The organism is Streptomyces sp. NBC_01571, from assembly GCF_026339875.1.
In the GTDB taxonomy this organism is placed as follows: Bacteria; Actinomycetota; Actinomycetes; order Streptomycetales; family Streptomycetaceae; genus Streptomyces.
Genome location: NZ_JAPEPZ010000001.1, coordinates 332823 through 353833 on the forward strand (window position 1 = coordinate 332823; position 21011 = coordinate 353833).

General features: G+C 67.3%; 18 protein-coding genes and 4 pseudogenes. 4 read left to right on the forward strand and 18 right to left on the reverse strand.

All coding sequences use genetic code 11. The annotated features are described in order from the left end of the window. Window position 1: 1 nt before the first annotated feature. The 5 genes from OHB41_RS01555 to OHB41_RS01575 form a co-directional block, all read right to left on the reverse strand. Window positions 2-922 carry an ABC transporter permease gene (locus tag OHB41_RS01555; protein WP_266696135.1) on the reverse strand — a complete coding sequence of 307 codons (921 nt, stop codon included), beginning with the start codon at window positions 920-922 and terminating at the stop codon, window positions 2-4. Window positions 923-936: 14 nt separating this feature from the next. After that, on the reverse strand, window positions 937-1914 hold the full coding sequence (locus OHB41_RS01560) for an ABC transporter permease (protein WP_093595270.1): 978 nt from the start codon (window positions 1912-1914) through the stop codon (window positions 937-939). An 82-nt stretch (window positions 1915-1996) separates the two neighbouring features. Beyond that, on the reverse strand, window positions 1997-3676 hold the full coding sequence (locus OHB41_RS01565; protein ID WP_266696136.1) for an ABC transporter substrate-binding protein: 1680 nt from the start codon (window positions 3674-3676) through the stop codon (window positions 1997-1999). Between the two features lie 74 nt (window positions 3677-3750). After that, the gene (locus OHB41_RS01570) at window positions 3751-4773 is read right to left on the reverse strand and encodes a LacI family DNA-binding transcriptional regulator (RefSeq protein WP_266696137.1); all 1023 of its coding nucleotides are present in this window, start codon (window positions 4771-4773) and stop codon (window positions 3751-3753) included. A gap of 239 nt (window positions 4774-5012) precedes the next feature. Further along, window positions 5013-6011: an aldo/keto reductase family protein gene (locus OHB41_RS01575; RefSeq protein ID WP_266696138.1), complete on the reverse strand. Its 999-nt coding sequence runs from the start codon at window positions 6009-6011 to the stop codon at window positions 5013-5015. A 351-nt stretch (window positions 6012-6362) separates the two neighbouring features. On the opposite strand from OHB41_RS01575, the pseudogene OHB41_RS01580 reads away from it, so the two are divergent. Next, window positions 6363-7351: pseudogene (locus OHB41_RS01580) on the forward strand (carbohydrate kinase family protein). A 528-nt stretch (window positions 7352-7879) separates the two neighbouring features. Here the strand turns inward: OHB41_RS01580 and OHB41_RS01585 are convergent. Further along, window positions 7880-8263, reverse strand: a complete 384-nt coding sequence (locus tag OHB41_RS01585; RefSeq protein ID WP_266696005.1) for a hypothetical protein — start codon at window positions 8261-8263, stop codon at window positions 7880-7882. A 486-nt stretch (window positions 8264-8749) separates the two neighbouring features. Then, on the reverse strand, window positions 8750-9157 hold the full coding sequence (locus OHB41_RS01590) for a hypothetical protein (RefSeq protein WP_266696139.1): 408 nt from the start codon (window positions 9155-9157) through the stop codon (window positions 8750-8752). Between the two features lie 858 nt (window positions 9158-10015). Here OHB41_RS01590 and OHB41_RS01595 point away from each other — a divergent pair. Continuing rightward, window positions 10016-10642, forward strand: a complete 627-nt coding sequence (locus OHB41_RS01595; protein ID WP_266696140.1) for a hypothetical protein — start codon at window positions 10016-10018, stop codon at window positions 10640-10642. 215 nt (window positions 10643-10857) lie between these two features. Here OHB41_RS01595 and OHB41_RS01600 read toward each other — a convergent pair whose 3' ends face one another. Further along, the gene (locus OHB41_RS01600; RefSeq protein WP_266696141.1) at window positions 10858-11214 is read right to left on the reverse strand and encodes a hypothetical protein; all 357 of its coding nucleotides are present in this window, start codon (window positions 11212-11214) and stop codon (window positions 10858-10860) included. Between the two features lie 325 nt (window positions 11215-11539). Beyond that, window positions 11540-11776 (reverse strand): annotated as a pseudogene (locus OHB41_RS01605) (transposase); the annotation flags it as partial. A 155-nt stretch (window positions 11777-11931) separates the two neighbouring features. Here OHB41_RS01605 and OHB41_RS01610 point away from each other — a divergent pair. Beyond that, window positions 11932-13020 (forward strand): ISAs1 family transposase, encoded by a 1089-nt coding sequence (locus OHB41_RS01610; protein ID WP_266705580.1) that lies wholly within the window; start codon window positions 11932-11934, stop codon window positions 13018-13020. 120 nt (window positions 13021-13140) lie between these two features. Here the strand turns inward: OHB41_RS01610 and OHB41_RS01615 are convergent. The 6 genes and pseudogenes from OHB41_RS01615 to OHB41_RS01640 all read right to left on the reverse strand — a co-directional run. Further along, a pseudogene (locus OHB41_RS01615) lies at window positions 13141-13620 on the reverse strand (transposase); the annotation flags it as partial. A 99-nt stretch (window positions 13621-13719) separates the two neighbouring features. Further along, window positions 13720-13845, reverse strand: a pseudogene (locus OHB41_RS01620) (VOC family protein); the annotation flags it as partial. Window positions 13846-14068: 223 nt separating this feature from the next. Next, entirely contained in the window at window positions 14069-14743 is a 675-nt protein-coding gene (locus OHB41_RS01625; protein WP_266696142.1) for a TniQ family protein, read from the reverse strand. After that, window positions 14740-15789, reverse strand: a complete 1050-nt coding sequence (locus OHB41_RS01630) for a TniB family NTP-binding protein (protein WP_526024875.1) — start codon at window positions 15787-15789, stop codon at window positions 14740-14742. Before OHB41_RS01630 ends, OHB41_RS01625 begins: the two co-directional genes overlap by 4 nt. After that, window positions 15786-17651: a Mu transposase C-terminal domain-containing protein gene (locus OHB41_RS01635; RefSeq protein ID WP_526024876.1), complete on the reverse strand. Its 1866-nt coding sequence runs from the start codon at window positions 17649-17651 to the stop codon at window positions 15786-15788. Before OHB41_RS01635 ends, OHB41_RS01630 begins: the two co-directional genes overlap by 4 nt. Before the next feature lie 17 nt (window positions 17652-17668). After that, a complete protein-coding gene (locus OHB41_RS01640; protein WP_266696143.1) occupies window positions 17669-18421 on the reverse strand; it encodes a TnsA-like heteromeric transposase endonuclease subunit in 753 nt (250 codons plus the stop codon). A gap of 230 nt (window positions 18422-18651) precedes the next feature. On the opposite strand from OHB41_RS01640, the gene OHB41_RS01645 reads away from it, so the two are divergent. Then, window positions 18652-19293, forward strand: coding sequence for an HAD-IA family hydrolase (locus OHB41_RS01645; RefSeq protein ID WP_266696144.1), 642 nt, complete (start codon window positions 18652-18654; stop codon window positions 19291-19293). Here OHB41_RS01645 and OHB41_RS01650 read toward each other — a convergent pair. From OHB41_RS01650 to OHB41_RS01660, 3 genes are all read right to left on the reverse strand, one after another. Beyond that, entirely contained in the window at window positions 19290-19457 is a 168-nt protein-coding gene (locus OHB41_RS01650) for a transposase (protein WP_266696145.1), read from the reverse strand. The two genes, OHB41_RS01645 and OHB41_RS01650, sit on opposite strands and share 4 nt — an antisense overlap. A gap of 358 nt (window positions 19458-19815) precedes the next feature. Then, the gene (locus OHB41_RS01655) at window positions 19816-20019 is read right to left on the reverse strand and encodes a cold-shock protein (RefSeq protein ID WP_008735947.1); all 204 of its coding nucleotides are present in this window, start codon (window positions 20017-20019) and stop codon (window positions 19816-19818) included. A gap of 251 nt (window positions 20020-20270) precedes the next feature. Next, window positions 20271-20609, reverse strand: coding sequence for a helix-turn-helix domain-containing protein (locus tag OHB41_RS01660; protein ID WP_266696146.1), 339 nt, complete (start codon window positions 20607-20609; stop codon window positions 20271-20273). Window positions 20610-21011: the final 402 nt, after the last annotated feature.

Genomic DNA, 21011 nt, shown 5'->3' on the forward strand with positions numbered 1-21011 from the left:
CTCAGCCCCTCCTCTCACGTCGGGCACGGCGGTTGCGCAGCCTCGGGTTGGTGATCTCGTCGACCGCGTAGTTGACCAGCGCGAGCGCGAAGGCGACGAGCGCGATGCACAGTCCGGAGGGGACGAAGGCCCACCACGTGCCGGTCATCAGCGCGCCGTCGTTGCTGGCCCAGTACAGGTTGGTGCCCCAGCTGACGACGCTGCTGTCGCCGAGGCCGAGGAACTCCAGGCCGGCCTGGGCGCCAATGCCGAAGATCACGCAGCCGAGCAGCGTGGTCATCACCACGGACGCCATGTTGGGCAGGATCTCGAGGAACATGATTCGCAGCGGGCGCTCCCCGGTGACGACGGCTGCGGCCACGAAGTCCTTGCCCCGGATCGACTTGGCCTGCGCCCGCAGGACCCGGGCCGAGCCCGCCCAGCCGGTGACGACGAGCACCAGGATCACGGTGGAGGTCCCGGGCGGCAGGAACGCGGCCAGGATGATGAGCAGCGGCAGGCCAGGCAGCAGCAGGAAGATGTTGGTGACCAGGGTCAGCGCGTCGTCCACGATGCGGCCGAAGTACGCGGCGGCGAGGCCGACGACGATGGCGACGCCCGTCGCCACGAGCCCCACGGTGAACCCGACGAAGAGCGAACTGCGCGCACCCCACAGGGTGAGGGCGAGCACATCCTGACCCTTGGCGGTCGTACCGAGCCAGTGTGCGGCCGAGGGGGCCTGACTGCCCGTGGAGTTGATGAGCGACGGGTCGCCTGGTGCGAGGACGGGTGCGAGCAGGGCCAGCAGCGCGAAGACGGCGAGCAGGATCAGACCGGTCAACGCCTTCTTGCTGTCGATGAGCTGGCGCACCAGTCCGCGTCGGCGGGAGGTGCGTGCGGGGGTGGTAGGCGTGGTGGCCGTCGCGATCTCGATGGCGGTCATGTCGGCAGCCCCCTTCATCGGACGCGGACGCGCGGGTCGAGGCGGACGTAGACGAGGTCGACGAGGAAGTTCGCGATCAGCACCGCCGCCGTGATCGTCAGGAAGATGCCCTGCATCAGCGGGTAGTCCAGGCCCTGGACGGCCATCAGCAGCTGGTAGCCGATGCCGGGGTAGGCGAACACGACCTCGGTGAGCAGCGCGCCGCCGACGACGAAGCCGAGCGCCATGCCGAAGTTGGTGACGGAGGGGAGCAGCGCGTTGCGGGCGGCGTAGCGGAACATGATCCGCGAGGGACTGAGCCCCTTCGCCTCGGCCATGGTGATGTAGTCCTCGGCCGCAGTGGCGATCATGGTGTTGCGCATGCCGAGCATCCAGCCGCCGATGGAGACCAGCACGATGGTCAGCGCGGGCAGCACCAGGTGGGTGGCGACGTTGGAGAGGAATTCGCCGTTGAAGCCGGGGGTCAGTCCGACGTCGTAGGCGTGCCGCATGGGGAACCAGCCGAGGCTCACCCCGAACAGGTACAGCGCGCCCATGGCCAGCCAGAAGTAGGGGAACGAGCCGACGAAGATCAGCAGGGGCGGGAAGGCGGAGTCGAGGACGCCGCCGCGCCGCCAGGCGGCGACGATGCCGAGCAGGTTGCCGAGCACGGCCGCGATGACGAGTGCGACGCCACCGAGAAGCAGGGTCCAGCCGATCTGCGAGCCGATCACGTCGGTGACCGGGGTGGGGAAGCGGGTGATGGAGATGCCGAGGTCGCCGGTGAAGACGCTCTTGATGTAGCTGAGGTACTGCTCCCACAGGGGGCGGTGGTCGAGGCCGAAGAGTTTCCGCAACTGGGCTATCTGGTCGGGCTGCATCGTGCCCTGGGCCTGCGCGAACATCCGGGAGACCGGGTCGCCCGGCATGAAGCGCGGGAGCACGAAGTTCAGGGTGAGGGAGGCCCAGAAGGCGAGCAGATAGAACCCCAGGTTGCGCAGGATGAGACGCACGGGTCGTGCTCCTGTCGTAGGGGGTGCGGGGGTGCGGTGGGGAGCGGCCGTCCGGGGAGGAGGACGGCCGCCGATCCGTGCGTCAGCTCTTGACAGGCTTCAGCGAGGTGAGCACGAGGATCGTGCTGCCGTTGCGGTTGCCGAGGGTGGCGTACGGGTTCTCTTCGGTGGGCCAGCCGGTGAAGCGGGCGTCCGTGTACGCGCCCCACTCGGGGCCGGTGAACAGCGGGACAACGGGCGCGTCCTTGTTGTACAGCTCCTGCAGGCCGTTCGTCTGCTCGCGCTGCGTCTTCTCGTCCGTGGCGGCGGCGAAGGCGTCGATGAGCTTGTCGGCCTTCTTGTCGCCGAAGCGGTGGTAGTTCTCCGTGGCCTGCTTGCCGACCGGCTGCACCATCTTGGTCGACATCACGCCGCGGTAGTACTCGTACGGGGTGGCGCCGTTGTTGCTCCACACGATGCCGGTGTCGAAGGTGCCGGTGTTGTACGAGGACGAGACCGCCGACCAGTCGGGCGTCTTCACGGTGGCGGTGATGCCGACCTTCGCCAGGTCCTGCTTGATGATGTTGGCGACGGAGATCCAGTCGGAGGAGGCGGAGCCCACGGAGATGTCGAGGGTGAAGTTCTTGCCGTTCTTCAGCTTCCGCTTGCCGCCGCTCTCCTTGTAGCCGGCCGCGTCGAGGGCCTTGGCTGCCGCGTCGGTGTCGTACTTCGTCCAGGTGCAGGAGGCGGCCAGCGACGTGTCACGCCACTTGTCGTAGGTGTGGGCCAGGCCCGTGCAGTCGGCGGGTTCGGCGTAGCCGTTCATCGCGACCTTGGTGATCTGGTCGCGGTCGACGGCCATGCTGAGCGCCTTGCGCGCGGCCGGATCGTTGAACGGCGCCTTGGTCGTGTTCAGCTGCCAGTTGATCATGGCGCCGGTGGCCGGGAACCAGTAGTGGTTGTGCTTCTTGTCCTTGGCGATGAAGGACTTCTCGATGTCCGGGATGAACGACTGCGTCCAGTCCACCTCGCCGTTGGTGAAGGCGATGTTGGCGCTGTCGTTGCCGGAGAAGGCGAGCATCTGGATGCCGGCGATCTGCTGCTTGTCCGGCTGCCAGTAGTCGGGGTTCTTGCGCAGCTCGTACGACTGGCTCTGGAACTTCTCGATCTTGGTGTACGGGCCGGTGCCGACCGGGTTCGGGTTGGTGAACTTCGCCGGGTCCTTCACGTCGGACCAGATGTGTTTCGGCAGGATGTAGTGGCCGCTGATCTCGTAGAACGCGGTCGAGAACGCCTTGTTGAAAGAGAACTTCACCGTGTGGGCGTCGACCGCGGTGACCGTGTCGAGGTAGTCGAAGCCACCGAGCACCTTCTTCTGGAGCTCGAAGGTGTAGACGACGTCGTCGGCGGTGAGCGCCTGGCCGTCCGACCACTTGACGCCGTCGCGCAGCGTGAAGGTGAGGGACTTGCCGTCCTTGGCCTGCTCCCACTTGGTGGCCAGCCACGGCGTGTCCTTGGCATCCGCCATGCTGTGTACCGCCAGCGGCTCGTAGACCGCCTGGAGGGTCATGGGGGCGGCCTGCGGGGAGAGCGGGTTGAAGTTGCGCGTGAACGTCGCCAGGTCCTCGCGCGGGATGGTGAGCAGCTGGTTGCCGGAGGTGTCGCCGACGCCGGCGGCGCCCGAGCCACCCGTACAGGCGGACAGGACCAGGGCTGCGGCGGCGGTCGCGGTGACCGCTCTCAGGGCGGGCCGAAGCCGCCGCGGGGCGATGGAAGGTGCCATAATGGAGACTCTTTTCCTCTCTTCAACACACAGGACGAAGACGGGATGGGATTACTCGGCGGACTGATTCGCAGTCAGACCGACGAGCGTTCGAGCAGCGGGCAGTCGATCGTCACCCGGTGGGTGTCGAGCGGCTGCCCCGCTGCGAGGGCGGCGAGCATGTCGACGCCCTTGGTGCCCATGGCTTCGAAGGGCAGGGCGAGCGTCGTCAGCTTCGGCCGCAGGTAGGCGGCGATGAGTTCCTGGTTGTCGAACCCCACCACGGCCACGTCGTGCGGGATGCGCAGTCCACGTTCCTTGATCGCGTCGTACGCACCCATCGCCATCCGGTCGTTGCCGCAGAACAGGGCGGTCGGCCGGTCGGCGGCCGGACGGTCCAGCAGTTCGCAGGCGGCGGTGTAGGCGCCGTCCGCGGTGGCCCAGCCGGGGATGACGAGGGAGGGGTCGGGGGTGATCCCGGCCTCGCGCAGGGCACGTTCGTACCCGTCGCGCCTGCCGATGGCGGCCGGGATCGCCGGGTCGAGGTTGATGAACCCGATGCGGGTGTGACCGGCGTCCAGGAGCCGGCGGGTCGCCTTGTGTCCGCCGGACACCTCGTCGGGCAGGATGCACGGCAGCTCTCCTGCCGCGTCGTAGCAGTTCACGAGCACCGTCGGCACCTCGCGGGCGGCCTTCGGCAGGCTGACGGCCCGGTGCCAGGTCGTGGCGTACAGCAGCCCTTCCACGCGGTGCTCCAGCATCTGGTCGAGCGCGGCGGCCTCCTGAGCGGGATCGCCCTCGCTCGCGGCGATCAGCAGGAACCTCCGGTCACCCCAGGCACGGCTCTGCGCGCCCGTGATCACCTCCGCCGCGAAGGGGCCGGTCACGATCTCGGTGATCAGACCGAACCAGCCGCTGCGGTTGGCGGCCAGCGCGCGCGCCCCGGCGTTGGGCCGGTAGCCGAGCTCGTCGATCGCCTTCAGGATCCGTCGACGGGTCTCGTCAGGGATGGTTGCGCCGGGCTTGTCGTTGAGGACGAAGGAGACCGTGGTCCGCGAGACACCCGCGCGTTGAGCCACATCGCTCATGGTCACGCGCTGCGTCTTGTTGGTGGCCACTTTCAGTCCCCTTCGGTCGGTGGAGGTGCGCTGTGGCCCCTCCGGTTTCGCGCTTTAATAACGCGCGTTACTTCAGTGTTGCTGGGAAGTTACGGCCGCCTTATGCGGCATGTCAATACATCGTCGGTAACGGAGAGGGCTGGGAGCCAGACGCCTCCTCGGTGCCAGCGACATCGCGCGAGACGGCCAAGGTCACGGCATGGCTGTGACTCACCGGCGAGCGCGCCGAGGGATGCGACTCAGGGCCGCTTGGCGAACACGTCGATGCGCTCGGGGTCGCGCTCGATGACGGGATCGAGGATCTCGTCGACGCGCTTGACCAACGCGTCGTCCAGCGTGACGTCCGCCGCCTTGGCGTTCTCAGCGATCTGCTCGGGGCGGGATGCTCCGACGATGGCCGCGGAGACATTCGTGTTGCGCAGCACCCACGCCAGGCTCAGGGTCGCCAGCGACATGCCTGCTTCGGCAGCGAGCGGAACCAGTTCCTGGACCCGGGCGAGGACCTCGTCGCGCAGCCATCCGGCCACCGCGTCGCTGCCACCGTTCGTGTCGGTGCCACGGGACCCGGACGGCGGTTGCGCTCCCGGCTTGTACTTGCCGGTCAGTACGCCCTGGGCGAGCGGGGACCACACGATCTGGCCGATGCCCAGCTCCTGGCAGACGGGGACGATCTCCGGCTCGATCACACGCCACAGCAGGGAGTACTGCGGCTGGTTGGACACCAGACGGATCTTCAGCTCCCGGGCCAGCTGCGCCGCGGCCCTGATCTCTTGCGGCTTCCACTCCGAGACGCCGATGTAGTGCGCCTTGCCCGCGTGGACGACATCGGCCAGGGCCTCCATCGTCTCCTCGAGTGGAGTGGCGTAGTCGTAGCGGTGAGCCTGGTAGAGGTCCACGTAGTCCGTGCCCAGGCGGCGCAGCGAGCCGTTGATCGACTCCATGATGTGCTTGCGGGACAGGCCGCGGTCGTTCTTGCCCGGGCCGGTCGGGAAGTAGACCTTGGTGCAGATCTCGACACCCTCACGGCGCACGCCCTTGAGGGCGGCGCCCAGTGCCTCCTCCGCCCGGTTCCCCGCGTACACGTCGGCGGTATCGAAGGTCGTGATGCCGGCGTCGAGAGCGGCGCGTACACAGGCCGTGGCCGCGTCCTGGTCGACCTGCGAGCCATGGGTGACCCAGTTCCCGTAGGCGATGGCGCTGACCAGCATGCCGCTGCCGCCCAGATGGCGATGCTCCATGCTCGGTGTCCCTTTCTGGAGACGTAGGAGACCGTGGCCAGCGAGGCACCCGCACCCTCGCTCATGACCACACGGCGCGTCTCGCCCGTGGCTCCTTCTCGTGTCCTGTAAGCCACAGGAGGCGCGACATGGCCTCTAGTTTCGCGCTTTAATAACGCGCGTTAGTGGTAGGTTGCCAGGAAGTTACGGGCGTTTCACACGGCATGTCAATACCTAGGCGTGGGCTGCATCAGGCCACCGTGCGGTGTCCCTTCACCCGTACGTACGCCCGGGCCGCCTGGCACCGGCCACCAAAGCCCATGCGCGGACCGCGGCAGTCCCGCGCGCTTTCCCAGAGAGGCAGACCGTCCCATGGCTCGACTCGAGTCCCCCAGCGGTGTCACCGTCCTCGGTGAGTGCGTCGCCGACGCCTTCACCGACCCCGCCCTGTCCGGCCCGAGCGAACTCGCCCTGCGCGCCCTGCCCGGTGGCGGCCCCGCCAACACCGCCGTCGCCCTTGCCCGGCTCGGTACTCCCACGCGCTTCCTCGGGCGGCTCTCCCATGACGTCTTCGGCACGCTCTTCCGCAGCCGCCTCAGCGACTCCGGCGTCGACCTGAGCGGCAGCGTGACCGCCCCCGAGCCCAGCACCCTCGCCGTCGCCACCCTCGACGAGACCGGCCAGGCCACCTACACCTTCCACGCCGACAGCACCGCCGACTGGCAGTGGACCGCCGACGAACTCTCCGCCACCCAACCGACGGCACCGTCTGCCTGCACACCGGCTCCCTGGCACTGATACGCCAACCCGGCGGCAGCCGCATCGAAGACCACCTCGCCAAGGCACACGAGCACGTCACCGTGTCCATCGACCCCGACGTCCGACCCCTGCTCGTACCGCCCTCCGCCTACCGCGAACGGCTCCCACGCTGGTGTGCCCTCGCCGACATCCTCCGCCTCAGCGAGGACGACCTCGCCCTGCTCCTCCCTGGCGCCAGCCCTGAAGAGGCTTGCGACACCTGGCACGCCGCCGGCGCACGCCTCGTCGTCATCACCCTCGGCTCACGCGGCGCGCTCGCTTCCCTCGACGGCCTTCGCGTCACCGTCCCGGCTCCGGCCGTCAACGTCGTCGACACCGTCGGCGCCGGCGACTCCTTCACCGCGGGCCTGCTGCACCGACTCGCCGCACTTGGCCACCTGGGCGGGCGGCTCGACCGGCTGAGCCTCCAAGACGTCACCGAAGCCTGCGCCTTCGCCGCCCGCGTCGCAGCCCTGACCTGTTCCGTCGCCGGTGCGAACCCGCCCCGGGCAGGTGAACCGTCACTGGAGACCGGCATCGAACGGCTACTGCCACATGCCTGAACGCGGCATACCTGTTCCGGCCGTGATGACTGCGGGAACGGGCGTCCTTCGATCCGTCGCTCGGAACAACCGGACGGGCCATCGCCCTGCCAGACGTTACGGCTCGGTACGCGATAGCCAGGGATCTCCGCCGGATTGGAGGGTCCCGGCGATCCTGCGAGATTCGAGATTGCCGAGGAACGCATGAGGTTCGCATCGCCTACCGCCCGGAACGAATCGCCGTGCCTCTGCGCCGTGATCTCCTGCTGCACGACCTCGTCGAGCGCGGTGATCTCGCTGGGGGCGAAGACGCGGAATGGCGGGCCCCAGAAACTCGCTTCGAACCCACACCCTGGACGCATGCGGATTCTGCTGCAGCAAGTCGCGGGCATTGCCGCGGTCGTCGGAGAAGTGGGAGCACCGGTCATATCCGCCATCAAAGCCGTTATGGGATCGCTTTAACAAACACTGATCCCTGGCCCCGTGAACAGGTCAATTGGCAGCCTCCATGTCACCTGGTCGAGGCGTGACGCTCTTCCAGTCGGTCGGCTATAGACCTGCCTTGCGGAAGAGAGACAGCAGGGACTGGGCCGGCAAGGCTCCCGGGTTGAAGAACTGCGTGGCCAGATCGGGCAGCACTGCCGGTCCCTGCAAGCGGACCTCATGGCAGGTGAAGCAGAACGCCGCCTCGAACAGCGCCAGATCGAGAGAGTTGTCGTACGCCCGGACGCTCCAACCAGGCGAGAAGCCGCAGCGGTGCTGTTCACTACCGGGCAGGCTCTCGATCAAGGCCAGGGCGTCGGCAGCTTCGTCCCCGGCCCAGTGGGCAACCACCGTGCCGGGGTATGGGTCGTCCCGTCTGGTGGGAAGAGCGGAGATCCGTACGACCTCGATCAGCGCGGTGGCAGTAACGGCTTCGGCGGGGAGCTGCATGTGCGTAGTCTGCCCGCCGGGGCGTGCCTTGCTGACAACCACCGCGCTTCGGATCACCTGCGACGGCTCCGGCTCCTATTCGCAGTTGCGCCAGGGCTCGAGGAAAACGTCGGCGCCACCGTCGTGGGGGTGGTGGATGCGCTGCATCCGGGTGCCGAGTTTGCGCCCTAGGGGCATATCGCGCCACACGGTACTACCGCAACTCCGCCCGTACCCCAGCGACCTCAGCCGGTCACCTCGGCACGCCCTCGCCGACGGCGCCGCCGAGGCGGTCTTCTTCTGCAGCCGCTACCGTCTCGAAGCGTCCGGGAGGTCGTGCACCACACCACCGACAAGACCAGCCGGCTCGGTGGAGCCGACGCCGTGTGCTTCGACTACGGCGCGCCTGCCGCGTCCCATCCAGGTCCTGGTTCCGGGCGCATCATCTCTGTCGTGCGGCGCCGGGGCGCCCCTTATGGCAGGGGCGCCCCCGGCGTGTCATCCGCGTCAGCCGATGGTGCCGTGCTCCACGGGGAAGTCCGGGGGCCAGGGCCGGCTGAAGTCGAACAGGGACGGGTCCTCGAACTTGCGGTCTGCCTCGCGCCAGGAGGGATCGCCGGAGACGACGAAGCTGTCTCCGTCCGGTTCGATCATCCAGGTGAAGGCCGCATCGTCTGCGGGGAGGTCATGGCGCTCCTTCAGCACCGCGAACTCTGCGTCTGTCGCCCGGCGGACGTGGATGCCCTTCTCGTAGATGGGCTTGAGCGGCATGAGCTCCACATGGCCGAAGTACACCTCGACGCGGGTGTCCGTCGCGTCGACGGCGAGGGCGTCGCTGCGCAGCAGCAGCTGCCGGTGTGACGCCGCGAAGCTGACCACGCGGAACAGCCGCCCCTCTCGTGCGAACTCCGGCACTCTGTGTGTTCTTCCTGTTCTTGGGGTCCTCGGGTCATTGAGCCCACTCTCTCGCTGGCCGAGTTGGTCGTTGCTGACATCCGTGTGGCTGACCGCGTCAACGTTCTGGTCTCTGCCTTCGGGGCGTCCATGGCTCCATGCTGCCGCTTGTCCTTTCCAGCCGTACATACCCGATCCGGGTATCAACTCGTCACGTCGAGGCCGACGATGTGATCGCCTTCGGCTGCTTACACACGCTCGTGCAGAGCGTGCAGCGGCTCCGCGCAGACCCGACGGTCCGACGAGCAGCGGCGGTTCCGGCCCGGTCTCGGATCGGCGGTCTCCGTGTGCCGTTGACAGATCGGTGGCGAGCCACCGATGCGGTAGGTGCGGGTACCGGCTGAGGGAAAGCGATTGCTTCGTTGTAGGTATGACCGCAGTAGCACTGGCCGGTCTCACATCAGTCAGTGCAGCATGGGTGTGCTCGCACGTTCGGGTGGCCATTCACCCAACCAGGCAGAGGAAATCCCTTGACCGGCTGCCGACTGTCGGCTGGTACTGCCGTCGGAATACCGAAGGCGTCGTTCGGGATCTGTCTTCGCAGGTCAGGGTGACCGGCAGAGCTGTTCAGCAGGGACAGGCAGTCAGCCGGACGCGGCTCGCATCTTTCAGCTGTTCACGGTGGGGAAGCGGGTGAAGTATCACGCACTGCGAACATCCGGATTCACTCGTGCGTACTATCTCTAGACTGCTGCACACCGCAGTAGTTGTGCCCTGCGGGTGATTCAGTCATCTCAGATGGGATACCTACCTATCGGTTTGCGAACATGGCACCCTCCTCGATCGCTGTGCCCGCGGACTGTCAGAAAGGCTCGTGCCATGTCTGAAGTCAAGGACCGCACCACGGAACTGACATCGCAGTACGCCGCCCAGGTGACCGGCGACCTCGAGCGCAACACCAAGGAGCAGGACCGTATCGGCGGGGAGATCCAGGCCCTGCAGGAGCAGTTGGCTGCACTGCAGCATGACCACACTGTGCTGGTGAACCTGCAGCAAGCACTGGGCGGTGCGAGCCCAGCTGCCGAGGCGGCCACCGCAACCGTGTCCTCCGTACCTCACCAGGGCGTTGCCTCATCCAAGCCGGGCAGGCCGAAGAAGACGGCTGCCACGAACGCGACGACCACGGCATCCAAGAAGACCGCACCGAAGCAAGTAGCGCCGAAGCAGTCCCCCGCCAAGGTCTCGTCCCCGAAGGCGCCCAAACCGGCCGCCGAGCCGACCCTCGTCGAGGTGATCCGCGGCTACCTGAAGCAGCAGAGCGAACCGCGTTCCGCCGCCGAGATCTCCGACGCCCTCACCCAGGCCCACCCCGACCGCACGGTGAAAACCACGGTCGTACGCACCACCCTCGAAGGACTGGTCGCCAAGAACCACGCCCACCGCAACAAGCAGGGCACGTCCGTCTTCTACACCGCCCCGGCCACCCAGGAACCCGCAGCCGGCTGAGCGTCCGTGGGACCTCCGGTGGTGCTGCCCCCGGGCCCAGCCTCGGTGCGGCACCGACCGAAGTACCGGCGGGCAGATGAACCCAACCTGGACAGGGCGGGTTCGGCTGCGATCGCAGACCGGTTCCCCGACTGCGAAACTCAGCAGTCCGGTGCTCTTGGAGCAGGCCTGCCGCGCCCTTCGCAACCCTGCAGTCGTGTGGCACAGCGGCAGGCTCAGCGCGCACGCCAGGTACGTACTTCCAGGTGGATGATGTGGTCGGGGCGGATGCGTCCGGTTTCCACGAGCCATTGGTGGATGGCTGCGGTGGCGTCGCCTGCCGCGGCGTCGACGCGGCGGGCGAAGTCGGCTGCGTGCTGGCCGCCGGTGGCGGAGGAGCCGTAGGAGCGTTCTTCGGTGTGGGCGGCCCGCTGGACGACCTCGGGGCGGATGCCCGGTGAGTCGGTGCGGCTGCCGGAGGGGTCCACATAGCACTGTCCGCCTGGCCAAGACCGTCCCGCACGGTGGGTACCGGTCAGCCGGAACACCCTGCTGAGGCTGATCACCTCGCTGCCGGACCCGCCCATCGCCATGCCCCGCGTGGTCGGCGTGGACGAATACGCCCAGCGCAAGGGCCGTATCTACGGCACTGTGCTAGTGCTGGATTCCTCAAACTCTGTACACATATCGGCGTCGCAGTTGTCGGGTTTGGGGTGCCGGCCTGCCCCAGATCCATGGCTTTGCGCGGGAGTTGAGTTGGCTGGTCGCGAGGGTGGTGGCGTACGCGATGTCGTTGGGGTTGGCGAAGGATCGGCCGGCGAGGGCGGCCTTGCGGAAGATGCGCCACCAGCCTTCTTGGAGGTTGAGCCAGCAGGGGGTCTGTCCAGTAAACGGTGTAACCGGTTTGGTTTCTGGGTTCAGATTTAGAACGTCTTCGACGCCGCGGTTCTTCAGCTCGGTCAGGACGCGGAGCCAGTGCTTGGCACCTTCGCCTCCCTCACCGCCGGCCCACAGTCCCAGGACGTCGCGGTGCCCCTCGGCCGTGACCGCCAAGGCCAAGTATATCGGCCTGTTGGCGACCTGGCCCTCGCGGATCTTCACGTTGATGCAGTCGATGAAGACGACCGGGTAGACGCGGTCGAGAGCAGGGCGGCTGCAAGTTCCGGGGTGGTGAGGGTTGGCCGGGCTGTCGTCGGTTGGGGTGGATAGCAGGGCAGGCACGGGTTTCGTGATCATTGTGGTTCCTACGCCCGATGATCACGAGGTGGCCCGTGCCTGCTGCAATATCTTCTCCGGTCCCTGCCGTGCTGATGAGGCTGGGTCCGCTGGACGCCGGTCAGGTCGCCGATCTGCGTTCCTACCTCGATGCGGTGCCCGATCCGCGCTCGCGGCGGGGCCGTTGGTACTCACTGACCGCGATCTTGCTGGTGTGCGCCTGTGCGGCCGTGTCGGGAGCGAGGAGCATCGAGGAACTCGCCGAGTGGGGCCAGCGCGCCTCGAACGCACTCCTGGTAGTGATCGGGATCCGGCGTCACCTGCTCGGCTGGCGACGCACTCCGTCACCGGCCACGATCGGCCGGGTGCTGGGGACCGTTGACGGTGACGCCCTGGACCGGGCGGTGGGCGCCTACCTCGCCGACCGGCACCGCGTCGCCACCGAGCCGGCCCACAGGCCATCGCCCTCGGCGTCCGGGCGGCCGTGTGTGATCGCTGTCGACGGCAAGACACTCAAGGGATCAGCCCGTCTGACCGCGAAGCGCCGGCATCTGCTCTCCGCGGTCACCCACGCCCCGGTCGTCACCCTCGCGCAGGTGGAAGTGGGCGCGAAGACGAACGAAACCACACATTTCCAACCGCTCCTGGCACCGCTGGACCTGGCCGGCACCGTCGTCACCTTCGACGCGCTGCACTCGGTCAAGGCGAACGTCTCCTGGCTGGTCGAGACGAAGAAGGCCCACTACATCGCCGTGATCAAGACCAACCAGCCGACCGCCCACAGCCAGCTCGCGGACCTGCCGTGGCGCGATATTCCCGTCCAGCACACCGCCTCCACCACCGGGCACGGCAGGCGCGAGTCCCGCTCGATCAAGACCTGCGCCGTCCCGGACGAACTCGGCGGGATCTCCTTCCCCACGGCCGCCTGGCCATCCGTGTCCACCGCCGCCGCAAGCAAACCGGCCAGCGCGAGACCCGGGAGAGCCTCTACGCCGTCACCAGCCTCGACGCCCACCAGACCGGCCCCGCCGGCCTTGCCACCGCGATCCGCGGGCACTGGGGGATCGAGAACTCCTCACACCACATCAGGGACGTCACCTTCGCCGAAGACGCCTCCACCGTCCACACCGGCACCGCACCCCGCGCCATGGCAACCCTCCGCAACCTCGCCATCGGCGTCCTGAAGACCCTCGGATCCGACAACATCGCCAAAACCACCCGAGCGATTCGAAACGAACCCGAACGAGCACTCCACATCCTGGGCATCACAACCGAACCAGACACCTACGGAACTTGATCAAGCCCTGGTCGAGAGGGCGGGCCTGCCATTCCGCCATGCCCTCCATCACCGAATCCGTGATCGTCGAGATCGTCTGCTTCGACACATCGGCGCCATAGACCTCGGCCAGGTGCGAGGAAATCTCCCCGTGCGTGAGGCCCTTCGCCGACAGAGACAGCACCATCTCGTCGACACCCGTCAGCCGCCGCTGACGCTTTTTCACGATCTGCGGCTCGAAGCCGCCCTCCCGGTCCCGGGGCACCTCGATGTCGACCGGGCCCACGTCCGTGACGACCGTCTTGGACCTTTTGCCGTTGCGGGAGTTACCGCCTTTCTTCCCGGCCGGATCGTGCCGGTCATAGCCGAGATGGTCTGTCATCTCGCCCTCGAGAGCCGACTCCAGCAACCGCTTCGTCAGCTGCTGGAGCAGACCGCCCTCACCCGTCAACTGCAGGCCATCGGCCTGAGCCCGGGCCACGAGCTCGTTCAGGAAACGGTCATCCACAGCCGCCGACGCGGCCCCCGCCTCAGACGGCTTGGCTATGTTCTCGCTGGTCACAGGTGCACTCTTCCATGATCGGAGTTACACCGTTTTTCTTACAGTCCCGGCGAAGTCAGCGTTCGACTTGGGATGAAGTTCCAGACCTGTGGCCTGCTGATAGAACGTCGCCAAATCCTGCGGATCCGGGCAGTCGAGGGTTATCGCGCTCAACTTCATCTGCAAGGGCATGACACCTCCGGGACGATCAGTGGACCTCTCTGATGCACACCCTAAAGACGGCTACCTACGGCTGAGTGGGAAACCAACCGCCTCATGGCCCCGCCAGGCGTGGCATTGCAGTCGGAACCTCACGTCATCCGCAGCTACCTAAGGGCAGGTCAACTCCACAAGAAGTGGACCAGAGCCTGGCTGTGGATGTCGTTTCGATGCGGGTTGTCTTTGGACAACGAAGTTAGTCGGTTGCGGGTTGGTGACCTGGGCGGACTGGATTGGTTGGCAAGGAAGTCCTGCGACGTGGACGTCGAGGTTCGCGGTCCTGGACGTATTGCCTGATAGTGCCGTAGGAGATCGAGGTCTCGTGCTCATCCATGAGTTTCACCCAGATATCCCTGGGGCGGCCGTGACCGGATTCGATCATGGAGTCGATGAGGTGCTGGACTGGATCGATGGCGGTCGGCCGACGTGGTAGAGGTTTGCGGGGTCGGGGTTCGAGGCTGTCCAGGGCGGCTCGGACGGTCCGCCAGGTGACGTTGTGCCGTCTGACCAGGGATCTCAATGAGAGCCCTTCGGTCTCAGCGTCGTGCCGGATGCGTCGGTAAAGCTCTCTCTTGTTGGGTTTCTTGACCGGTGTGGGGTTCGGGCCGGGCTTGCGGCGCCGGCGGGGGGAACTGGCATCGGCCAGGACGTGTTCCAGTTGTTCGGGCGGGCGTCCGGTCAGGGCTGCAAGACGTTCGAGGCGGGGTTTCCCGAACCAGTTCGGTGAGCCGGTGAGAAAGCCGTGCAGGTAGCTGGGTTTGAGGTGGTTGGCGCGGGCGAGGCGCCGGATGTAGGAGTCGGTAGGTTCTCCAGGACGCGGCCTGATCTGGACGGGAAGCTGGTGCAGCCGCTGTTCCTGGGCCTCGGTCACCTGCGGGCCGCCTTCTTGAGCGGGGACGCCGCGGTCTCTGCGGCATGATCCAGGGGGATTGCGTCGATCGCTTCCTTCGTCACGCGTTCGGTGCCGCTGAGAATGGCGTCGATCGCGGCCCCGCGGATTGCGTGGGACAGGGCTCCGATCATGCCGTCGGCCCGGTTGTGGAGGTAGCGGTCGAGTTTGACCAGGCTGCCGGGCTGGTGACCGTGCAGCAGCAGGGTGTTCTCCAGGGTGGCGACCAGCCCTTTCCACTCGGCTCCGTAAGGGAACGGGCGGGTGGGCACGAGTGTGAAGCGGCCCGCGATCTGGGCTCCGCGGGTTCCGGCCAGAAGCTCGCTGTCCTCGACGCCGATGCCCGCGTAGACGAACGTCGCGGGAATGCGCTCGGAAAAGTACTTCAGGGTGTCGGAGACTTCGGCGCCGGACCGGGTGGTCTGGGAAATGTTGTGGATCTCGTCGACCAGGACCAGGCCGGTGCGGGTGTCGGTGCAGACGCCGACCACGGCCTCGATGATGTCGGTCATGTTCAGCCGGGACCGGACGGGCAGGCCCAGGAAGCGGGCGAACTCGGCTGCGACCATGCGGGCGGTCGCGGCGGGCGGGACGGTGATGTAGAGCACCGGGATGCGGTCCGGGACGTTCGGGTGCCGGGCCCGGTCGAGGAGTTCGTGGGCCCGGCCCAGCTGGGTGATTGCGATTGTCTTGCCGGTTCCGGGCAGGCCGGAAACAATCAGGCCGCGACGTGCACTGATCGCGTGCCGGTTGAGCAGAACGAGCCGCCGGCCGCAGGTGACCGTCTTCTCGACGAACGAGGTGGCGACCACGAGCATCCGGGCATGATGGTCGAGCCGGTCATCGTCGTAGAGGTCCCGTTCGGTCCGGGACAGACGCCTCAGCGCGTCAGGAGACAACAGAACTGGAGGCGCGGGCGGGTTCTCGATGAACTTCCGCCACCCGTCCAGTGTGGTCAGCTGCCGGTTGGTCTCGGCATCGACCTCGCTCAACGCGGTGTGCCGGACTGCCGGTTGGGAAAGGGTCACGTGCGCCTCCAGGGATTGGCGAGCGGATCGAACAGGCCCAGCGGGATGACCTTCGCGATCTCGGTGCCGGCCTCGTCGTCGGGCACGGGCTCGGCCGCCGTCGGTTCAGGGACCGGCCGATCGGTGACAGTGGCCCGGGTGCGGGCGGCGACGCGCCGGTCCCGCTTCGAGCGTGTGGCCGGGCGGTCATTCTCAGCGGCGGGGCCGTCGTGGGCCCGCCGCAGCAGGGCAGCGGCGGCCTCGGCGATCTGTTCCTCGGTCCCGCCCGGGACCTGTTCGCGAGCGTGGTCCCAGGCCATCTCGCCGAACGGGACGCCGACGCGGTGCAGGTGTTTCCAGAACACCGTGATCCATCGGGCCGGTTCGCTGCGGCGGTCGCGTACCCAGATCCGGGAGACGTCGTAGGGGTCGTAGTGGATCTCCCACAGACCCTTCTTCTCCACCACCCCGGAGTGCTGGCGACGCAACGGGGTCAGCTCACCGTCGTCGTATGTGCGGTGGTTGATCCGGATGCCGTAGGAGTTGATCGCTTGCCAGCGTTCGGGCAGCAACTCGACGTAGTCCTCGCCACTGAACGGGGCCGGAACGTAGCCGCACGACTCCAGCAGCATCGCGTACTTCTCGTTCGGCGTGAACGCGCGCTTCGGTGAGTCCGGATCCCGCAGCGCGTCGTGCGGGCGGTTCTGCCAGATGACGATCCACTCGTCCAACAGACCCTGGAGTTCGGGCAGGGACCACAGCGGTCCGTTCTCCAGGCCCCGCCCCCGGCGGTCCACCGACCGGCCGGTGTAACCCGCGACGAACTGTGCGAACAAGGTGGCCACCGAACCCAGCGTCTTCTCGATCGCACCCTTCTCGAAAGGCGACGCCTTGTGAGTCGGCTGGAGACTGATGCCCAAGTAGCGGCAGGACGCGCGGAAGTTGTTCGAGATGAAGACCTTGCCGTGGTCGCAGACGATCGTGTCCGGCACGATCACCGGCCGCGCAGCTGCGTGCTCCAGCCGCTCGTCCAAAGCCAGCAGCCGACGGTGCGGCATCACCGACCTCGACATCCGCAGGGCATCCGACCAGCCGGGACGCATCATCTCCGGGGTGATGCTCCGGGCCAGAAGGGCAGAAGCGTCGGCAGCCTTCGTCGTCGGCCGCAGCACCGCAGCGGCGAGTGACCTGGTCGCCAGGTCGATCATGGCGGTCAGTTCGACCTTCTCGGCGATGCCGTCGTCGAGACGCACCAGGACGTCCAGCGGCGTGGAGTCGATCTGCATCCACTCGCCCGGCGCGCAGGCCGGCACTTCCCCGAACGGGCCAGCCGGACGCGCGTTCACCGAACGGCGCGTGGTCGCCGATCCCGTCGCATGAGTGCCGGTGGCCAGCCTGTCGAACAGCCGGTAGAGCGTGCGCTCGGACGGCACCTCGACACCTTCCGCGTCCTCGTGCGCGGCCAGGATCTGTGTCGTCCGCCAGACCACGAAGCCGATCGTCTTCGACGACGCCTCGGCGGTCTCCTCGATCGCCTCCCGCATCGCCTCGACCACCGCCGGAGAGATCCGGCCGAAGGACGGCATCTGCTTGGCCGACCGGCCGTCGGCCAGTCCGACCAGCCCGTCGCGCTGGTAGCGCTGGCGCCGCTGCTTGATCCCGCTGGCCGACATCGCGTGCCCCGCCGCCGTCAACTCAGCAGCCTTGGCCCGCTCCCGCTGAGCCAGCGAGTTCCGTTGCGGATCGAACTCCGGCCGTGGCGCCGTCCCCGCAGGAGCATCCGGCGGCAAGCCGTCCAGCACCTCCAGAATGTGCCTCTCCCACCAGCGGGCCTGTTCAGCGGCGGTCTGCGGGAACTCCGCGATCCTGCCCGTCGGAGGCACCCGCCGCCCTCTCCCCGTCACCGGCCACCTCCGTCCGCCAGGCGCACGATGGTCGACGGCCCCAGTAACTCGACCGCCAGTCCCTCGGCGGCCACCTCCTGGAGCCAGAGGAGATGAAACAAGACGGGAAGCGTCTCAAGCCGGTCGCCGACGGCATCGGCGCCGGCCATCAACGGGACCGGAGCCGCGAGAACCTCCCGCAGCCGGTCCACGACCGGGCCACGCAGACACCGCGGGTGCCGGTAGCGCGACAGCCACCGCACATTCGCCAGCAGCACCGCATCCGGCACCCCGACCCGCTCGAAGCCCCATCCGGCCTGGTGGCAGGCCATGCGTGTCGCCTCGAACGCCTCCATGTCCTTCGGGTCGATCCGCTCATCAGCGCGGACATCGACGACCACCGCCGAACCATCCGCGCGGCGCACAAAGTAGTCCGGAGCGTGCCGACGCTCACGCTCGCCGTCGTGCCAATACAGCCAGAACGGCTGCGAGGCGATCCCCACCACCCTGGGATCGAAGTCCATCAGCAGCAGCCGGTCCCGCTCCAGCCATGACTCGAACCCGACATGCCGACCGGTCGTCGCCGCCCAGTACCAGCCCGAGAAGTGACGCTCACCACGCGACCACCGGAACGGCCGTACCGCAGCCACGTCCTCGAACCGGGACGTCGCACAGTCCAGCAGCGGACGTCGCCGACGCTCGCGTACGGCATCCACGTACGACAGCTCGACGTACGGCTCCGCAAGATTCACCCTGACCGGTACGGCCACCCAGCACCCCCAGCACCCCCAGCACGTCACCTCGTACGACTAGGTTCGCTGGCAAGGAAGGCGAAACGACTGGGTTCGCTGTCAAACGCCTCGATTGGATGACAGCGGACACGGGTTGGGGAGTCATCCGGGGTCAGTCGTCATGATCGATGTCGATGAGATTGGATGTCACTGCGAGGGGCGTCCGTCCTTGGACGATCTTCAGCCCAGGGGTTCGAGGGAGAGGAATCATGACGCTGGGTGCGGTGCTGTTTGACGTGGACGGAGTCCTGCTCGACTCGACGGAGGCGCATCGGCGTGTGTGGGACGCCTGGGCGGGCCTGCGGGGCCTGAACGCCGATGCTGTTTGGCCGTTGACCTTTGGTCGGCGTCCAGAGGACACGGTGCGGCTTGCGGCGCCGGAACTGGATCCGTCGCAGGAGCGCCTGGTGCTCGACCAGCTCCTGGAGCAGCAGCATGCCTTTCCGGCGGTCGACGGCGCCGTCGAGCTGTTGTTGGGACTGCCCGGAGACGCTTGGGCCATCGTGACCTCGGGCGACCGGGTATCCGTGCATGCCCGGTTCGCGGCGGCTGACCTTCCCCTGCCGCGGGTTCACGTCTATGGGGGCGATGTGGTGCAAGCCAAGCCTGCGCCCGAGTGCTATCTGAAGGCGGCCGCCGCTCTCGGCCTGGATCCGTCAGCCTGTCTGGTCGTGGAGGACGCGCCGGCCGGAGTGGCTGCCGGGAAGGCGGCAGGGTGTCGGGTCGCTGGGTTCACTTCAACGCATGACCGGGACGGTCTGCATCCCGCGGATCTGTTCTTCGACACCCACGCGGACACGGCCGCCTATCTGCAGGCGGCAGGACTGTTGTCGACCGGCTCCCTGGCCTAGAACGACCGACGGTCAGCTCTTCCCGCCCAGGTCAGCTGGACCATTCGGCTTGTGTACGGGTGCAGGTCCTCGGCGACCTCGGCGATCGTCTTGCCGGTCTCCGTGACGATCCGCACAGCCCCCTCACGGAACTCCGGATCGAACTTCCGTCGCTTCTCCGCCATGACTCCCAACTTCCCCTGCAGTTACGGTCTTCACGCTACGAGGAGAGGGACACCTGAAAGTGCCGCGCACGTACGTCGAACGACGGCGAGGCCAGGAACTGTGTGCCGTACAGCCAAAGCTCGGGTACGTGTCTCGGGAACCAGTGCCCCCGGGCCGCGACGCTGGCGCCGGAGCGGGTCGAGCAGCTGTCCAAGGCCGGGATGCGGCGGGTGTAGCGAGCGCAATGATGTGAGTGCCGTTCGCCCCACCGCGGGGTGCGTTGGCCGGACTACAGTCTCGACACAGAGCAGGGCTGCGCAGCGACAGCTGCGCAGCCCTGCTTCGGTACGCCTCAGATCCCGCCGGCTGCGGCGAGGGTCAGGCCGGGTTGATGTTCTCGGCCTGGGGGCCCTTCTGGCCCTGGGTGACGTCGAACGTCACGACCTGTCCCTCCTGGAGCTCACGGAAGCCCGAGGAGTTGATCGCGGAGTAGTGGGCGAAGACATCCGGGCCGCCGCCGTCCTGGGCGATGAAGCCGAAGCCCTTCTCCGCGTTGAACCACTTCACAGTTCCCGTAGCCATGTCGTATGCCTTCCAGTCGATGAACGCCTCCCACTCCATGTGGAAGGCGGAGGTGATCGCCCTGGTTCCTGCGGCACAGCACAGCAAAAAACACCCACCCCAAAGGCGGGGGTAAAGGGAACTTCCGAACCACGACAGCTGACCCAGACGCTACAGGCTCACAACACCCCGTCACCAGAGGAAACGGGTACACGTCACGACTTGGACCAGGCGCGCAGGACCGCCGAGGACAGGCAGGCGCGCGCCCTATCTCAAGCCGCGGCTGTTGGGTTCGACAATTCGGCGGCGCGGCGGTGTTCGGCGTTGATGCGCTGGGCTTCCTCGAGCTGGTCTTCGAGGATGACGATGCGGCAGGCGGCCTCGATCGGTGTGCCCTGGTCGACGAGTTCGCGGGCGCGGGCGGCGATGCGCAGTTGGTAGCGGGAGTAGCGGCGGTGTCCGCCGGCGGAGCGCAGCGGGGTGATGAGGCGGGCTTCGCCGATGGCGCGGAGGAAGCCCTGGGTGGTGCCGAGCATCTCGGCGGCCCGGCCCATCGTGTAAGCGGGGTAGTCGTCGTCGTCGAGACGGCCGTACGAGTCGTCTGCTGTCATCGCACCTCTCTGTGGAACGCGTGGAGGGGCCCCGGCGCTCGTTGCGCCAGGGCCCCGAAGGAACTGCTACACCATCTGCCGGCCCTGATATCGCGCCGGCCTTCTGTTTCCGCACGCCCGCCCGGGAGAGGACGGGGAATGCGGGGATCGCGGTTGCTCGACCGGAGACCACCTCACTATCGATGTCCTGCGGTACCCGGGCTCAACACTCACGCCCGGGCGATCCTGATGGCGCTCGGCTCCTCCGTTCCATCCCTCTGGGATCAATCACTTACCAAACGGGAACTGCGTACTGCTGGTGATGCGAACCGCACAGTGGCCTGTCACAGCGCCACTCTTCGGCAGCCAGCCCCGTCGCCCGTCCTGCATCTGCTCTGGCTTAGAACCCCACTGCCGAACCTC